General features: G+C 68.9%; 6 protein-coding genes, 1 tRNA gene and 2 rRNA genes. 8 read left to right on the top strand and 1 reads right to left on the bottom strand.

The genetic code is table 11. The annotated features are described in order from the left end of the window. From AC069R_RS17020 to AC069R_RS17005, 4 genes are all read left to right on the top strand, one after another. Nucleotides 1-1,391, top strand: a 23S ribosomal RNA gene (locus AC069R_RS17020); the annotation flags it as partial. A 76-nt stretch (nt 1,392-1,467) separates the two neighbouring features. Next, nucleotides 1,468-1,584: ribosomal RNA gene (gene rrf / locus AC069R_RS17015) — 5S ribosomal RNA — on the top strand. Between the two features lie 114 nt (nt 1,585-1,698). Further along, entirely contained in the window at nt 1,699-2,361 is a 663-nt protein-coding gene (locus tag AC069R_RS17010) for a DegT/DnrJ/EryC1/StrS family aminotransferase (RefSeq protein WP_478767578.1), read from the top strand. A gap of 84 nt (nt 2,362-2,445) precedes the next feature. Further along, nucleotides 2,446-2,518 (top strand) — tRNA-Thr (locus tag AC069R_RS17005). Between the two features lie 73 nt (nt 2,519-2,591). On the opposite strand, the gene AC069R_RS17000 is transcribed toward AC069R_RS17005, so the two are convergent. Next, complete coding sequence (locus tag AC069R_RS17000) at nt 2,592-5,354, bottom strand: SpoIIE family protein phosphatase (RefSeq protein ID WP_478767572.1); 2,763 nt, start codon at nt 5,352-5,354, stop codon at nt 2,592-2,594. Between the two features lie 409 nt (nt 5,355-5,763). On the opposite strand from AC069R_RS17000, the gene AC069R_RS16995 reads away from it, so the two are divergent. The 4 genes from AC069R_RS16995 to AC069R_RS16980 all read left to right on the top strand — a co-directional run bounded on the left by AC069R_RS16995 (nt 5,764) and on the right by AC069R_RS16980 (nt 16,283). Further along, nucleotides 5,764-11,223 (top strand): HAMP domain-containing protein, encoded by a 5,460-nt coding sequence (locus AC069R_RS16995; RefSeq protein WP_478767571.1) that lies wholly within the window; start codon nt 5,764-5,766, stop codon nt 11,221-11,223. A 274-nt stretch (nt 11,224-11,497) separates the two neighbouring features. Beyond that, nucleotides 11,498-12,178: a two-component system response regulator gene (locus tag AC069R_RS16990; protein ID WP_397983703.1), complete on the top strand. Its 681-nt coding sequence runs from the start codon at nt 11,498-11,500 to the stop codon at nt 12,176-12,178. 124 nt (nt 12,179-12,302) lie between these two features. Next, nucleotides 12,303-15,104 (top strand): DNA translocase FtsK, encoded by a 2,802-nt coding sequence (locus AC069R_RS16985; protein ID WP_478767570.1) that lies wholly within the window; start codon nt 12,303-12,305, stop codon nt 15,102-15,104. Between the two features lie 336 nt (nt 15,105-15,440). After that, nucleotides 15,441-16,283, top strand: a complete 843-nt coding sequence (locus AC069R_RS16980) for a helix-turn-helix domain-containing protein (protein WP_478767569.1) — start codon at nt 15,441-15,443, stop codon at nt 16,281-16,283. Nucleotides 16,284-16,369 lie beyond the last annotated feature (86 nt).

Below are 16,369 nucleotides of genomic sequence, written 5' to 3'. Positions count from 1 at the left end.
TGAGACCTGATGCCGAGCCGATTGTGGTGAAGTGGATGATCCTATGCTGTCGAGAAAAGCCTCTAGCGAGTTTCATGGCGGCCCGTACCCTAAACCGACTCAGGTGGTCAGGTAGAGAATACCGAGGCGTTCGGGTGAACTATGGTTAAGGAACTCGGCAAAATGCCCCCGTAACTTCGGGAGAAGGGGGGCCACGTCTGGTGATGGGATTTACTCCTTGAGCTGGGGGTGGCCGCAGAGACCAGCGAGAAGCGACTGTTTACTAAAAACACAGGTCCGTGCGAAGCCGTAAGGCGATGTATACGGACTGACGCCTGCCCGGTGCTGGAACGTTAAGGGGACCGGTTAGCTCCATTTCGGTGGGGCGAAGCTGAGAACTTAAGCGCCAGTAAACGGCGGTGGTAACTATAACCATCCTAAGGTAGCGAAATTCCTTGTCGGGTAAGTTCCGACCTGCACGAATGGCGTAACGACTTCTCGACTGTCTCAACCATAGGCCCGGTGAAATTGCACTACGAGTAAAGATGCTCGTTTCGCGCAGCAGGACGGAAAGACCCCGGGACCTTTACTACAGTTTGATATTGGTGTTCGGTTCGGCTTGTGTAGGATAGCTGGGAGACTGTGAAGCTCATACGCCAGTGTGGGTGGAGTCGTCGTTGAAATACCAGTCTGGTCGTGCTGGATGTCTAACCTGGGTCCGTGATCCGGATCAGGGACAGTGTCTGATGGGTAGTTTAACTGGGGCGGTTGCCTCCTAAAGGGTAACGGAGGCGCCCAAAGGTTCCCTCAGCCTGGTTGGTAATCAGGTGTTGAGTGTAAGTGCACAAGGGAGCTTGACTGTGAGACCGACGGGTCGAGCAGGGACGAAAGTCGGGACTAGTGATCCGGCGGTGGCTTGTGGAAGCGCCGTCGCTCAACGGATAAAAGGTACCCCGGGGATAACAGGCTGATCTTCCCCAAGAGTCCATATCGACGGGATGGTTTGGCACCTCGATGTCGGCTCGTCGCATCCTGGGGCTGGAGTCGGTCCCAAGGGTTGGGCTGTTCGCCCATTAAAGCGGTACGCGAGCTGGGTTTAGAACGTCGTGAGACAGTTCGGTCCCTATCCGCTGTGCGCGTAGGAGTCTTGAGAAGGGCTGTCCCTAGTACGAGAGGACCGGGACGGACGAACCTCTGGTGTGCCAGTTGTTCTGCCAAGGGCATGGCTGGTTGGCTACGTTCGGGAGGGATAACCGCTGAAAGCATCTAAGCGGGAAGCCTGCTTCGAGATGAGGACTCCCACCCACTTGATGGGGTAAGGCTCCCAGTAGACGACTGGGTTGATAGGCCGGATCTGGAAGCCAGGTGACTGGTGGAGGTGACCGGTACTAATAGGCCGAGGGCTTGTCCTCAGTTGCTCGCGTCCACTGTGTTGGTTCTGAAACCACGAACAACCAAATGTGCCGGTTGTTGATAGTTTCATAGTGTTTCGGTGGTTATAGCGTTAGGGAAACGCCCGGTTACATTCCGAACCCGGAAGCTAAGCCTTTCAGCGCCGATGGTACTGCAGGGGGGACCCTGTGGGAGAGTAGGACGCCGCCGAACAATCATTCAAAAGGTCGGATCCTGAACTTCGGTTCAGGGTCCGGCCTTTTTTTGTTCTCCGTAACGTGTCGTTCACCCTGCGCACCGAGCATCCCTTGCATGGGAACCTCCGCAATGCTCAGGGCGGCCGGCGTCGGAGCCGGTGACGAGGTCGTCGTACCGGCCTTCGGGAACGCAGAGGTCGCCGAGGCAGTCGCCCTGGCCGGCGCGCTCCCCGTGTTCGCCGACATAGATCCCGTGACCTACTGCCTGGATCCCGCGGCGGTCGAGGCGGCCGTAACTCCCCGCACCGCGGCCGTCGTTGTCGTCCACAGCTTCGGCCGGCGGGCCGACATCAAGCGGCTGCACGCCCTCGGGCAGCGGCACGAGCTGCTGGTCCTGGAACAGGGCGAGTCCGAGGTGGCGCCCGACGAGACCGCTCAACGGCGGGAGCGGGCGGCCTACTTGGACGCCAAGCTGAAGGGCGTGCGGACCCCGGACGGCGGAGACGGGCACACCTACCAGCAGTACGTGGTGCGGGTGCCCGGCAACGGCCGGCCGGACCGGGACGCCTTCGCACGCGCCCTGCGGGCCAGGGGAGTCGACTGCCGGGTGCCGGTGAAGACGCCCGTACACCGGCTGCCGGAATTCCGCCGGTGCGTATCGCTGCCGCAGACCGAACGGGCCGCCGACGAGACGCTCGCGCTGCCCGTCGACGCCTCGCTGACCAAGCGGGAGATGCAGCGCGTCGCCGCGGCCTGCAACGCCCTCGGCGGACTGCTCCAACCCGCCTTCTGACCGGCTCCCGAACGAATTTGGGAAGACGGGCCGGTTCGGGGTACAGTTTCTTTGTCGCCGCGAGGGAAACCTCGAAAACGACAAGCCCCTATAGCTCAGTCGGCAGAGCGTCTCCATGGTAAGGAGAAGGTCAACGGTTCGATTCCGTTTGGGGGCTCGGCAAAAGAAAGACCCCACCCTTTCGGGTGGGGTCTTTTTCGTGTTCCGGGGCGGCCGCAAGCCGCCCCGGCTCAGCCCTCGTTGGGGTCCAGTCCCGGAACCCGCATCGCCAGAATGGCCATGTCGTCGGACGGGGCGTCGGAGGCGAAGCGCTCCACCGCGCGCATGATGCGCGCCGCGACCGCGCCCGCCGTCAGACCCGTACAGGTGGTGAGGACGTCGGCGAGGCCGTCGTCGCCCAGCATGCGGGAGCCCTCGCGGCGCTCGGTGACGCCGTCCGTGACACAGAGCAGCACATCGCCGGCGTCCAGGGTGACCGTTTCCTCGTACAGCTCCAGGTCCTCGATGACGCCCAGCAGGGGCTGCGGTTCGGCGGCCGGGGTGACCGTGCCGTCCTGGCGCAGGCGCAGCGGCAGCGGATGCCCGGCGCAGACCACCTTCAGCTCGGCGCTGCCGTCCGGCTGGGGCCGCAGCTCGCCGTAAAGGAGCGTCAGGAACCGGCTGCGGTCGCCCTCGTCGAGAATGGCCGAGTTCAGCCGTTCCAGGACGGCGGGGCCGCTGAGGCCCTCGCGGGCCAGCAGGCGCAGGGCGTGCCGGGCGAGGCCGGTGACCGCCGCCGCGTTGGGTCCCGTACCGCAGACGTCCCCGATGGCGAAGCCGTAGGCGCCGTCGCCGATGGGGAAGAGGTCGTAGAAGTCGCCGCCCACCTCGTTGCCCTCGCCGGCCGCGCGGTAGATGACCTCCACCTCGACGCCGTTGATGTGCGGGGTGCCGGGCGGCAGCAGGCTGCGCTGGAGGGCCTGGCTGATGGCTGTGCGCTCCGAGTACAGGCGGGCGTTGTCCAGGGCGAGCGCGGCCCGGCGGGACAGGTCCTCGGCCAGCTCCAGGATCTCCTGGCGGAAGTGTTCGTCGGCGGGCTTGCCGAGGACCAGCATGCCGATGACGCGGTTACGGGCGACGAGCGGCAGGACGACCGTTTCGCCACCGACCGCGGAGGCCGTGGCGAGGGTCGGGCCGATGCCCGCGGTGATCCTGTGCGTGGGCCCCGCGGCCAGGCCCAGGGAGCGCATGGAGGTGCGCAGGGCGGCCTGGTGAGCGACCTCGCCCGGAATCGTCCACACACGGGCGCCGGGCGTCGGCACCGGGTCGGGCGGGGCGACCTTCGACAGCAACGACTTGATGCCGTCGATGAGTTCCTCGTCCTCGTGCAGCACGTACGACAGATACGGGTCCGAGGCCTGGTCGGCGATGGTGTAGACGGCGCACCAGGTGGCCAGGGTGGGGACCGTCATCTGGGCCATGAGGGCCAGCGTCTGGTCGCGGTCGAGGGTGCCGGCCAGCAGGTCGGAGGCCTCGACCAGGAAGCTCAGGGAGCCGCGCCGCAGCCGTTCCAGCTCGCCGAGGCGCGCCGATTCCACGGCCAGGGCGATGCGGTCGGCGGCGAACTGGAGGCGCAGCGCCTCCTCGTTGGAGAATCTGCCCGGTGCCTCGGCCGCGACGCCGAGGGAGCCGGTGAGCCGGCCCTCGACCTTGAGCGGGACGGTGACGACCGAGCGCATGCCGGTGCCGCCGAGCAGGGGGACGGCGCCGGGGACGGCGCTGAGGTCGTCGTGGACGGCGGGCATGCGCGCGGAGCCGTAGCGGCCGGGGCCGGCCTCCACGGGGACGCGGGCGAAGCGCTGGCGGGCGGAGGGCAGCCCGGTGGAGGCGCGCACCTCCAGCTCGGTCTCGTCGTCGGTGGCCAGCAGCAGGAACGCGGAGTCGCCGTCGAGCATGTCGCGGGCGCGTTCCACGGTGCGCTGGAGCAGGCCGTCGAGGTCGTCGGGGGCGGGGGAGCCGATGAAGACCTCGAAGGGGTCGGTGCTCTGGCCGTCCTGTGCGGTGCCCTGGTCGCCGGCCGGGACCCGCGTGGGTGTCTGGAGCACGGCGCGCTCTTCGTCGCGCACCAGCAGGCACACGGTGGAGGGCTCGCCGCCGTTGTCCCGGACCCGCAGGTGGGAGGCGTACACCTGGACGACGCGGCCGTCGGCGCCGCGGATGCCGTAGCTGCCCTCCCAGCGGGAGAGCTGGAGGGCCTCGGCGATGCCGGTGCTGGTGCCCGGAGTGTGCGGCCAGGCGGCGAGTTCGGTCAGCGGCCGGCCGACGGCCTCGGCTGCCGGGTGGCCGAAGAGGTCCTGCGCGTCCTCGTTCCACGAGGTGATGGCGCCCTTGCGGTCGATCTGGAGCACGGCGACGCGGACCCGGCCGTCGGCCACCGGCAGCAGGTCGGCGGGGAGGGCGGGGCCGGCGGTGCGGGTGCCGACGGCGCGTTCGGGCAGGTTGAGCTGGAACCAGACGTGCTTGTGGGTCGGCGTGTAGTCGACGCCCCAGCGGGTGGCCAGGGCGGCGCAGAGCTGGAGGCCGCGGCCGCCCTCGCGGTCGGGGCTGGCCATGGGGCTGGCGGAGTTCTGGAGCGGGACCTCGCGCTCGGGGTAGTGGTCGGAGACCTCGACGCGCACCCCGTCCTCGGTGCGCAGGCAGAGCACCTCCGCGTGGGTGCCGGCGTGCACGACCGCGTTGGTCACCAGTTCGCTCGTGAGGACGACGGCGTCGTCGACGATGTCGGCGAAGCCCCATCCCTGGAGGGTGTCGCGGACGAAGGACCGGGCGGTCGCCACGGATCGTCCTACGGGCTCGAAACTGGCGGCCGCGCGCGCGGTGATCACAGAACTCCTCGGCCGGTTGTCGACGGGCAGGGCGGACGGGCCGGCCGGCTCGACCCGCTGCTGCGGCATCGTCGCGTCGGTCGGCTGCGGCTCCGGGGGCGGTCCCCCCGGGATCAGTCCGGTGGTCATGGTCTGCGGCCGCCCCTCCGATGCCCGCTCGTACTGGTGCCACCGCCCAGGCCGGACGGGACCGGTGCGGCTGGACAGCCGGATGCAAGGTTACTTACCTTCGCCGTCCGAGCGGGTGCCGGTCGCCGGTGTTTACCCCCCAGGGTGTGCGGACGATGTGCGAAGCTGCCGAACTGTTATGGCCTGGTTCGGGCAGGGTGAAACACTGGGCAGGCTTCTGACGGAGGTCGGGTCGTGCCGCGTGTGTTCCGTGAACGGCGGGCAGCAGACCTTGGTGTGGCCGGATCTCGTCGGGCAGACATACGCAGCAGTAACCGGTACGCGGACGTAACCGGTATGCCGAGCACCGGCGTGCCGTACGGAAGCGTCCCGCCAGGGCAGTAAGGGTCGAATCCCCGGGAGGGACACAGTGGAGTCTGGCGCAGCGACGCGTGGCACGAAGACGCGCGCGAAGGGCGGACCGTCCCTGGGCAGGAGTGGCGGCACCACCGAGGTGGACACGGCTGCCCTGAACCGGCTGCTGGCGGCCCTCGTGTCGATGCGTGACGGCAATTTCCGCAAGCGGCTGACGGTCTCCGGGGACGGGGTGATGTCGGAGATCGCGGCGGTCTTCAACGAGGTGGCCGACCGCAATCTGCACCTGACCGGAGAGCTGTCGCGGGTACGGCGCATGGTGGGCCGTGAGGGAAAACTCACGGAACGGCTGGAGACGGGGGCCTGCGAGGGCTCCTGGGCGACGGCGATCGACCACTCCAACGCGCTGGTGGACGATCTCGTACGACCGGTCTCCGAGGTCGGCCGGGTGCTCACCGCGGTCGCGGAGGGCGATCTGTCGCCGCGCATGGAGCTGCGGACGCAGGCGCCGGACGGCGGCACCGGGCATCCGCTGCGGGGCGAGTTCCTGAAGGTCGGCCGTACCGTCAACAACCTGGTCGACCAGTTGTCGACGTTCACCGACGAGGTCACGCGGGTGGCCAGCGAGGTCGGCACCGAGGGCAAGCTCGGCGGGCAGGCGCGGGTGCGCGGCATGTCGGGGTCCTGGAAGGACCTGACGGAGTCCGTCAACACGATGGCGGACCGGCTCACCGCGCAGGTGCGGGACATCGCCCTGGTGACGACGGCGGTCGCCAAGGGTGATCTGTCGCGCAAGGTGACCGTGCATGTCGCGGGCGAGATGCTGGAGCTGAAGAACACCGTCAACACGATGGTGGACCAGCTTTCGGCCTTCTCCTCGGAGGTCACGCGGGTGGCCCGTGAGGTGGGCACCGAGGGCATCCTCGGCGGTCGCGCGCAGGTGCCCGAGGTGGCCGGCGTGTGGAAGGAGCTGACCGACTCCGTCAACACGATGGCGGGCAACCTGACCGCCCAGGTGCGCGGGATCTCGCAGGTCACCACGGCGGTGGCGAACGGTGACCTGTCGCAGAAGGTGACGGTCCAGGCGCGCGGCGAGGTGGCGCAGCTCGCCCAGACGATCAACCAGATGACCGAGACGCTGCGGATCTTCGCGGACGAGGTCACGCGCGTGGCCAACGAGGTCGGCGCGGAGGGCCGCCTCGGCGGTCAGGCGAACGTGCCGGGCGCGGCCGGTACCTGGAAGGACCTGACGGATTCCGTCAACACGGTGTTCCGGAACCTGACGACCCAGGTGCGGGACATCGCCGCCGTGACGACCGCGGTGGCGAACGGCGATCTGTCGCAGAAGGTCACGGTGGACGTGGCCGGCGAGATGCTGGAGCTGAAGAACACCGTCAACGGGATGGTGGACCAGCTGTCGTCCTTCGGCGCCGAGGTGACGCGGGTCGCGCGGGAGATCGGCGTCGAGGGCGAGCTGGGCGGCCAGGCGCAGGTGCCGGGCGCGGCGGGGACGTGGAAGGACCTGACCGACTCGGTCAACACCGCGTTCCGAAACCTCACCGGTCAGGTGCGCAATATCGCCCAGGTGACGACGGCGGTGGCCAACGGTGATCTGTCGCAGAAGGTCACGGTGGACGTCTCCGGCGAGATGCTCAAGCTGAAGAACACCGTGAACACCATGGTGGACCAGCTGTCGAGCTTCGCCGACCAGGTCACGCGGATGGCGCGGGACGTGGGCACGGAGGGCCGGCTCGGCGGTCAGGCCAGGGTGGACGGCGTGTCGGGCACCTGGAAGGAGCTGACGGACTCCGTCAACTTCATGGCCGGAAACCTCACGTCCCAGGTGCGCAATATCGCCCAGGTGACGACGGCGGTGGCCAACGGCGATCTGTCGCAGAAGATCGACGTGGACGCGCGGGGCGAGATCCTTGAGCTGAAGAACACGATCAACACCATGGTCGATCAGCTGTCCGCGTTCGCAGACCAGGTGACCCGTGTGGCGCGTGAGGTGGGCACGGAGGGCCGGCTCGGCGGTCAGGCGCAGGTGCCCGGCGTCGCCGGTGTGTGGCGGGACCTGACGGACTCGGTGAACGGCATGGCCGGGAACCTGACGGCCCAGGTGCGCAACATCGCGCAGGTCGCCACCGCGGTGGCGGGCGGTGACCTCTCCCAGAAGATCACCGTGGACGCGCGCGGGGAGATCCTGGAGCTGAAGAACACCCTGAACACGATGGTGGACCAGCTGTCGTCGTTCGCCCAGGAGGTCACCAGGGTGGCCCGTGAGGTCGGTACGGAGGGCATCCTGGGCGGTCAGGCCGAGGTGCAGGGGGTCTCCGGCACCTGGAAGGACCTCACCCAGTCGGTGAACTTCATGGCGAACAACCTGACGATCCAGGTGCGCAACATCGCCGAGGTCACGACCGCGGTCGCCAAGGGCGACCTGTCGAAGAAGATCACGGTGGACGCCAAGGGCGAGATCCTGGAGCTGGTCACGACCGTCAACACCATGGTCGTACAGCTGTCGTCGTTCGCCGAGCAGGTGACGCGGGTGGCCCGTGAGGTGGGGACCGAGGGCATGCTCGGCGGCCAGGCGCATGTGCCGGGCGTCACGGGCATCTGGAAGGACCTGAGCGACAACGTCAACCTGATGGCCAACAACCTGACCATGCAGGTGCGCAACATCTCCCAGGTGGCCTCGGCGGTGGCCAACGGTGACCTGACGCGGCAGGTGACGATCGAGGCGAGCGGTGAGGTTGCGCAGCTCGCCGACACCATCAACACGATGGTCAAGACGCTGAGTTCGTTCGCCGACCAGGTCACCAAGGTGGCCCGCGAGGTGGGCACGGACGGCATCCTGGGCGGCCAGGCGCATGTGCCGGGCGTGGCGGGCACCTGGAAGGACCTCACCGAGTCGGTGAACCAGATGGCGTCCAACCTGACCGGCCAGGTGCGCAACATCGCGATGGTCACCACGGCGATCGCCAAGGGCGACCTGACCAAGAAGATCGACATCGATGCCCGCGGCGAGATCCTGGAGCTGAAGACGACGATCAACACGATGGTCGACCAGCTGTCCAGCTTCGCCGAGGAGGTCACGCGCGTGGCCCGCGAGGTGGGCACCGAGGGCCAGTTGGGCGGTCAGGCGCGGGTGCGCGACGTGGACGGCACCTGGCGGGACCTGACGGAGTCGGTGAACGAGATGGCCGGGAACCTGACCCGGCAGGTGCGCGCCATCGCGCGGGTGGCGACCGCGGTGACCCGCGGCGACCTGAACCTGAAGATCGACGTCGACGCGTCCGGCGAGATCCAGGAACTCCAGGACTACATCAACAAGATGATCGCGAACCTGCGGGACACCACGATCGCCAACAAGGAGCAGGACTGGCTCAAGGGCAACCTGGCCCGCATCTCCGCGCTCATGCAGGGCCGCCGCGACCTCCAGGACGTGGCCTCGCTGATCATGAGCGAGCTGACGCCGGTGGTCTCCGCGCAGCACGGCGCGTTCTTCCTGGCCATGCCGCTGGTGGAGGGCAAGGACGCCGGTGACGGCAAGGACGCCTACGAGCTGCGGATGCTGGGCTCGTACGGCTACTCGATGGGCTCCATGCCGACGTCGTTCCGGCCGGGTGAGGCGCTGGTCGGTACGGCCGCCCAGGAGAAGCGCACCATCCTGGTCTCGGACGCGCCGAACGGTTATCTGAAGATCTCCTCCGGGCTCGGCGAGGCCCCGCCCGCCCAGGTGATCGTGTTGCCGGTGCTGTTCGAGGACACCGTGCTCGGCGTGATCGAACTGGCCTCCTTCACGCCGTTCACGCAGATCCAGAAGGACTTCCTCAATCAGATCGCCGAGGTGATCGCGACCAGCGTCAACACCATCTCGGTCAACACCAAGACCGAGCAGCTGCTGAAGCAGTCGCAGGAGCTGACCGAGCAACTGCGCGAGCGCTCGGCGGAGCTGGAGAGCCGGCAGCAGGCGCTGCAGAACTCCAACGCCGAACTGGAGGAGAAGGCCGAGCTGCTGGCCCGGCAGAACCGGGACATCGAGGTGAAGAACACCGAGATCGAGGAGGCGCGGCAGGTCCTGGAGGAGCGTGCGGAGCAGCTCGCGGTCTCCATGCGCTACAAAAGCGAGTTCCTGGCCAACATGTCGCACGAGCTGCGCACGCCGCTGAACTCGCTGCTGATCCTGGCCAAGCTGCTTGCCGACAACGCCGAGGGCAATCTGTCGCCCAAGCAGGTCGAGTTCGCCGAGACCATCCACGGCGCGGGATCCGATCTGCTCCAGCTGATCAACGACATCCTGGACCTCGCGAAGGTCGAGGCGGGCAAGATGGACGTCTCGCCGACCAGGATCGCGCTCGTCCAGCTCGTGGACTACGTGGAGGCCACCTTCCGGCCGCTGACCGCGGAGAAGGGCCTGGACCTGTCGGTGCGGGTCTCCCCGGAGCTGCCCGCGACCCTGCACACCGACGAGCAGCGGCTGCTCCAGGTGCTGCGCAATCTGCTGTCCAACGCGGTGAAGTTCACCGACTCCGGGTCGGTGGAACTGGTCATCCGGCCGGCGGGCGCGGACGTGCCGCAGAACATCCGGGAGCAGTTGCTGGAGGCCGGGTCGCTCACCGACCCGGACGGCGAGCTGATCGCGTTCTCGGTGACGGACACCGGCATCGGGATCGCGGCCAGCAAGATGCGGGTGATCTTCGAGGCGTTCAAGCAGGCGGACGGCACCACCAGCCGCAAGTACGGCGGCACCGGGCTCGGCCTGTCGATCTCGCGGGAGATCGCGCAGCTGCTCGGCGGTGAGATCCACGCGCAGAGCGAACCGGGCCGCGGCTCCACCTTCACGCTGTACCTGCCGCTGTACCCGAGCGAGCTGCCGCCGCAGGGCTACCAGCAGTCGGTGCCCCCGCTGGAGGCCGGCGACCTGGCGGCCTCCGAGGCGGAGCAGTCCTCGCAGCTGTCCGCCTCCGAGATCGAGACGCCGGCCGAGGTCAAGTCGTACCTGGAGATGCAGAACGGCCCCGCGGCCCTCTTCCGGCGGCGCAGGCGGAGCCTGCCGCAGGGCGAGCAGCGGGACGGACAGCGGTCGGCGGCGCCCGAGCAGGACGGCGAGCCGCAGTCCGCGCGCGGGGTGCGTTTCGGCGGCCAGAAGGTGCTGATCGTCGACGACGACATCCGCAATGTCTTCGCGCTCACCAGCGTCCTGGAGCAGCACGGCCTGTCGGTGCTGTACGCCGAGAACGGCCGCGAGGGCATCGAGGTGTTGGAGCAGCACGACGACGCGGCGGTCGTCCTGATGGACATCATGATGCCCGAGATGGACGGCTATGCGACGACCACGGCGATCCGCAGGATGCCGCAGTTCGCCGGACTGCCGATCATCGCCCTGACCGCGAAGGCGATGAAGGGCGACCGGGAGAAGGCCATCGAGGCGGGCGCGTCCGACTATGTGACCAAGCCGGTGGATTCGGACCATCTGCTGGGCGTGCTCCAGCAGTGGATGGGGGGGAAGTGACGGGATCGGCCGACCACTGTGTGAACAGCCGGGGAACCCCTGGCCGGTGTGCGGAGTTGTCCGCTTAAGGTGACTGGGGACGTATGGGAACGTGGGGTTCCGGGAACCATCGGGGTTCCCGCCTCGTTTCCGTTGTGTGCACGGTGACATCGCGGTGACAGGGTGTGGCGACAAGCGGGGTGCGGCTACGATGACCGGCACAAGGACGGGCGGCGAAAGGGAGTCGTCCCCTGGGGCGGCGCCCGGTGTACCGCCGGGGCGAGGAGGGCGGGCCATGGTGCAGAAGGCCAAGATCCTCCTGGTCGATGACCGGCCGGAGAATCTGCTGGCGCTGGAGGCCATCCTCTCTGCGCTCGATCAGACGCTGGTGCGGGCATCGAGCGGGGAGGAAGCGCTCAAAGCGCTGCTCACGGACGATTTCGCGGTCATTCTCCTGGACGTCCAGATGCCGGGCATGGACGGGTTCGAGACCGCGGCGCACATCAAGCGGCGCGAGCGGACCCGCGACATCCCGATCATCTTCCTCACGGCGATCAACCACGGCCCGCACCACACCTTCCGGGGCTACGCGGCCGGCGCGGTGGACTACATCTCCAAGCCGTTCGACCCGTGGGTGCTGCGCGCCAAGGTCTCGGTGTTCGTGGAGCTGTACATGAAGAACTGCCAGCTGCGCGAGCAGGCGGCGCTGCTGCGGCTCCAGTTGGAGGGCGGCGGCAAGGGCGCGGTCGGCGGCAAGGAGTCGGCCGGACTGCTCGCCGAGCTGTCCGCGCGGCTCGCGGCCGTCGAGGAGCAGGCCGAGGCGCTGTCCAAACAGCTGGACGACGACTCGGCGGACGCGGCCGCGGTGGCCACGGCGGCCCATCTGGAGCGCAAGCTCACCGGACTGCGCCGCGCGCTCGACGCCCTGGAGCCGGGCACCGGCACCGGCGGCCCCGCGGTGCCGCCGAGCAACTGAGCCGTGCCGAGGCCCCCGTTGCCCATGAGCCCGCGTCAGTTCCGCGCCCCGGCAAGGGCGACACGAACGGGTGAAGCTGTGGGCACACGTGTCCACCGTCGTCTCCCCCGGTAACCTCACACCCATGGCCTCACGTCCCTCCGCAGCCAAGAAGCAGCCCGCGAAGAAGGCGGCCGCTCCCGCGAAGGGTCCGGCGAAGAAGGCCGCCGCCGCGAAGCGGGTCCCGGCGGGAAAGGCGCCCGCGAAGAAGGCGCCCGCCCGCAAGGCCGTGGCCAAGAAGGCACCGCCGAAGCCGGCGCCCAGCCCCACCGGGGGCGTGTACCGCCTGGTGCGCGCCCTCTGGCTCGGTCTCGCGCACGCGGTCGGCGCCGTCTTCCGCGGCATAGGGCAGGGCGCCAGGAATCTCGACCCGGCTCACCGCAAGGACGGCGTGGCGCTGCTGCTGTTCGGCATCGCGCTGATCGTCGCCGCCGGCACCTGGGCCGACCTCAAGGGCCCCGTCGGCGACCTGGTGGAGGTCCTGGTCACCGGGGCGTTCGGCCGGCTCGACCTGCTGGTGCCGATACTGCTCGCGGTGATCGCCGTACGACTCATCCGGCACCCGGAGAAGCCGGAGGCCAACGGCCGGATCGTGATCGGTCTGTCCGCGCTCCTGATCGGCGTGCTCGGCCAGGTCCACATCGCGTGCGGCTCGCCCGCCCGCAGCGACGGCATGCAGGCCATAAGGGACGCTGGCGGCCTCATCGGCTGGGCGGCGGCCACCCCGCTGACGTACACCATGACCGAGATGCTCGCCGTGCCCCTGCTGGTGCTGGTGACCGTCTTCGGGCTGCTCGTGGTGACCGCCACCCCCGTGAACGCCATCCCGCAGCGGCTGCGCGCCCTCGGGGTGCGCCTCGGCGTGCTGCACGAGCACGAGCCGGAGGAGTTCGGCGAGGACGACGAGCGCTACGAGGAGCAGTGGCGCGAGGCGCTGCCCGCGCGCTCCCGCGGGCGCTCGGCCGGGCCACGGGCGTACGACCCCGACCAGGCCGAGGAAGAGGCCCTCTCGCGCCGCCGTGGCCGTCCCAGGCGCTCCGCGGTGCCCCAGCCGGACCCGCGGCGCCGGATGGACGCCGTGGACGTGGCCGCCGCTGCCGCCGCCGCGCTCGACGGTGCCGTCCTGCACGGCATGCCGCCCTCCCCGCTGGTCGCCGACCTCACCCAGGGCGTCAGCACCGGCGACCGGGAGGAGACCACGCCGGTGCCGGACCCGGAGGCGCCCGCCGCCCCGGCGCCCGAGCCGACCGCCAAGCCGGCCGCGGCTCCGGTCGCCAAGCCGGCCGCCAAGCCCGTACCGGCCGCCCGCCCCGAGCAGGGCACCGGCTCCCTCGTGCCCGACCTCACGAAGAAGGCCCCCGAGCAGCCCCGCGAGCTGCCCGCGCGCGCGGAGCAGTTGCAGCTGGCCGGTGACGTCACCTACGCGCTGCCCGCCCTTGACCTGCTGGTGCGCGGCGGCCCCGGCAAGGCCCGCAGCGAGGCCAACGACGCCATAGTGGCCTCGCTCACCCAGGTCTTCACCGAGTTCAAGGTCGACGCGGCCGTCACCGGCTTCACCCGCGGCCCGACGGTCACCCGCTACGAGGTCGAACTCGGCCCGGCCGTGAAGGTGGAGCGGATCACCGCGCTCGCCAAGAACATCGCGTACGCGGTCGCCAGCCCGGACGTGCGGATCATCAGCCCCATCCCCGGCAAGTCCGCGGTGGGCATCGAGATCCCGAACACCGACCGGGAGATGGTCAACCTCGGCGACGTGCTGCGCCTCGCGGAGTCCGCCGAGGACGACGACCCGATGCTGGTCGCCTTCGGCAAGGACGTCGAGGGCGGCTACGTCATGCACTCGCTGGCGAAGATGCCGCACATGCTGGTCGCCGGCGCCACCGGCTCCGGCAAGTCGTCCTGCATCAACTGCCTGATCACCTCGATCATGATGCGGGCGACCCCGGAGGACGTGCGGATGATCCTGGTCGACCCCAAGCGGGTCGAGCTGACCGCCTACGAGGGCATCCCGCACCTGATCACGCCGATCATCACCAACCCCAAGCGGGCCGCCGAGGCGCTCCAGTGGGTGGTGCGCGAGATGGACCTGCGCTACGACGACCTCGCGGCCTACGGCTACCGGCACATCGACGACTTCAACCGGGCCGTGCGCGAGGGCAAGGTCAGGCCGCCCGAGGGCAGCGAGCGCGAGCTCCAGCCGTACCCGTACCTGCTGGTGATCGTGGACGAGCTGGCCGACCTGATGATGGTCGCGCCGCGCGACGTCGAGGACGCGATCGTGCGCATCACCCAGCTCGCGCGTGCCGCCGGCATCCATCTGGTGCTCGCCACCCAGCGCCCCTCCGTGGACGTGGTCACCGGTCTGATCAAGGCCAACGTGCCCTCCCGGCTCGCCTTCGCCACCTCCTCGCTGGCCGACTCCCGCGTCATCCTGGACCAGCCCGGCGCCGAGAAGCTGATCGGCAAGGGCGACGGCCTCTTCCTGCCGATGGGCGCCAACAAGCCCACCCGTATGCAGGGCGCGTTCGTGACCGAGGAGGAGGTCGCGGCGGTCGTACGGCACTGCAAGGAGCAGATGGCGCCGGTCTTCCGGGACGACGTCACGGTCGGCACCAAGCAGAAGAAGGAGATCGACGAGGACATCGGCGACGACCTCGACCTGCTGTGCCAGGCGGCCGAACTCGTCGTCTCCACCCAGTTCGGGTCCACGTCCATGCTCCAGCGCAAGCTGCGGGTCGGCTTCGCCAAGGCGGGCCGGCTGATGGATCTCATGGAGTCCCGCAACATCGTGGGACCCAGCGAGGGCTCCAAGGCGCGTGACGTTCTGGTGAAACCGGACGAACTGGACGGCGTGCTCGCCGTGATTCGCGGCGAATCCGAGGGATAGTAATAAGAGCCGCCCGGTTCCGCATCACGAAGGCCGGGTGGCCGTACGCCGGGACGGGTCCGTTCCGGCGTGATCGACCCTGCCGTCATGCTCCGTCCGTGCCCGCCGTGATCCACCCGTTAGAGAGCGGCGGGCAACCGTTTCCCTTTGTCCTACGTCAAGTTGAGCGAGAGGACAGGTAAGCGTCCCGTCCTGGGGTATCCGCCTGTCCAGCCCTCGGAGTGTCGGGCCATTCCGATGGCGTAGAAGTTCGAACCGCCCGGTTGCCCCACCCTTTCGTACCCCCCCTAGACTGAGCTTCCAGCACAGGTGGCTACACGCTCGAAAGGCGCCCCCGTGTCCCTCGGCAACTCCCCTGAAGACGAGCGTCCCTTCCCAGACGAGTCCCAGGAAGCCCGAATCTCCGTGGGCCGTGCCCTCCATCAGGCGCGGATCGCGGCCGGGCTCACCGTGGACGACGTCAGCAGCGCCACTCGTGTCCGCCTGGCCATCGTGCACGCCATCGAGGCGGACGACTTCGGCCCCTGCGGCGGCGCCGTCTATGCGCGCGGCCACATCCGAAACCTGGCCAGGGCCGTCCATCTCGATCCCGAGCCGCTGGTCGCCCAGTACGACGCCGAGCACGGCGGCCGGCCCGCGCCCACCCCGGCCGCGCCCCTGTTCGAGGCCGAGCGGATCCGCCCCGAGCGCCGGGGCCCCAACTGGACCGCGGCGATGGTCGCCGCGATCGTCGTGGTGATCGGTTTCGTCGGCTTCACCGCGGTCAAGGGCGGCGACGGCGGCAGCGACGCCAAGTCGCAGCTCGCCGAGGGCTCCACGCCCGCCGCCGGCAAGGCGGCCTCGTCCGCGCCGACCAGGCAGAAGTCCACCGCGCCGAGTCCCGGACCCACCGACAGCGCCATCGCCGCCGCCCCGCAGGACAAGGTGACGGTCCAGGTCAGCGCGCCCAGCGGACGCAGCTGGATCTCGGCCAAGGACCACAACGGGCGGATGCTTTTCGACGGCCTGCTGGACAAGGGCCAGTCCAAGACCTTCCAGGACAGCACCAAGATCGATCTGATCCTCGGCGACGCCGGCGCGATCGAGTTGTACGTCAACGGCAAGAAGATCCAGAACAACTTCCGGCCCGGCGCCGTGGAGCGTCTGACGTACACCAAGGGCGACCCCGTCGCGGGCTGATCCGGCCCGCCGCGCACCCCGCCGACGGGGTCGGCCTAGTTCGGCCAACCCCGTCGACATGGGCTGTCGGTGAGACAAAGTACTCT

The sequence above is a fragment of the Streptomyces sp. NPDC043952 genome, from assembly GCF_056435325.1.
The sequence above is the reverse complement of the archived record's forward strand: the minus strand, read 5'-3'. Positions and strand labels throughout refer to the sequence as shown.

Bases quoted from the DNA above. Each gene is read 5' to 3' on its own strand.
- AC069R_RS17000 (WP_478767572.1), bottom strand. From the start codon at position 5,354: ATGACCACCGGACTGATCCCGGGGGGACCGCCCCCGGAGCCGCAGCCG.
- AC069R_RS16990 (WP_397983703.1), top strand. From the start codon at position 11,498: ATGGTGCAGAAGGCCAAGATCCTCCTGGTCGATGACCGGCCGGAGAAT.
- AC069R_RS16985 (WP_478767570.1), top strand. From the start codon at position 12,303: ATGGCCTCACGTCCCTCCGCAGCCAAGAAGCAGCCCGCGAAGAAGGCG.
- AC069R_RS17010 (WP_478767578.1), top strand. From the start codon at position 1,699: ATGCTCAGGGCGGCCGGCGTCGGAGCCGGTGACGAGGTCGTCGTACCG.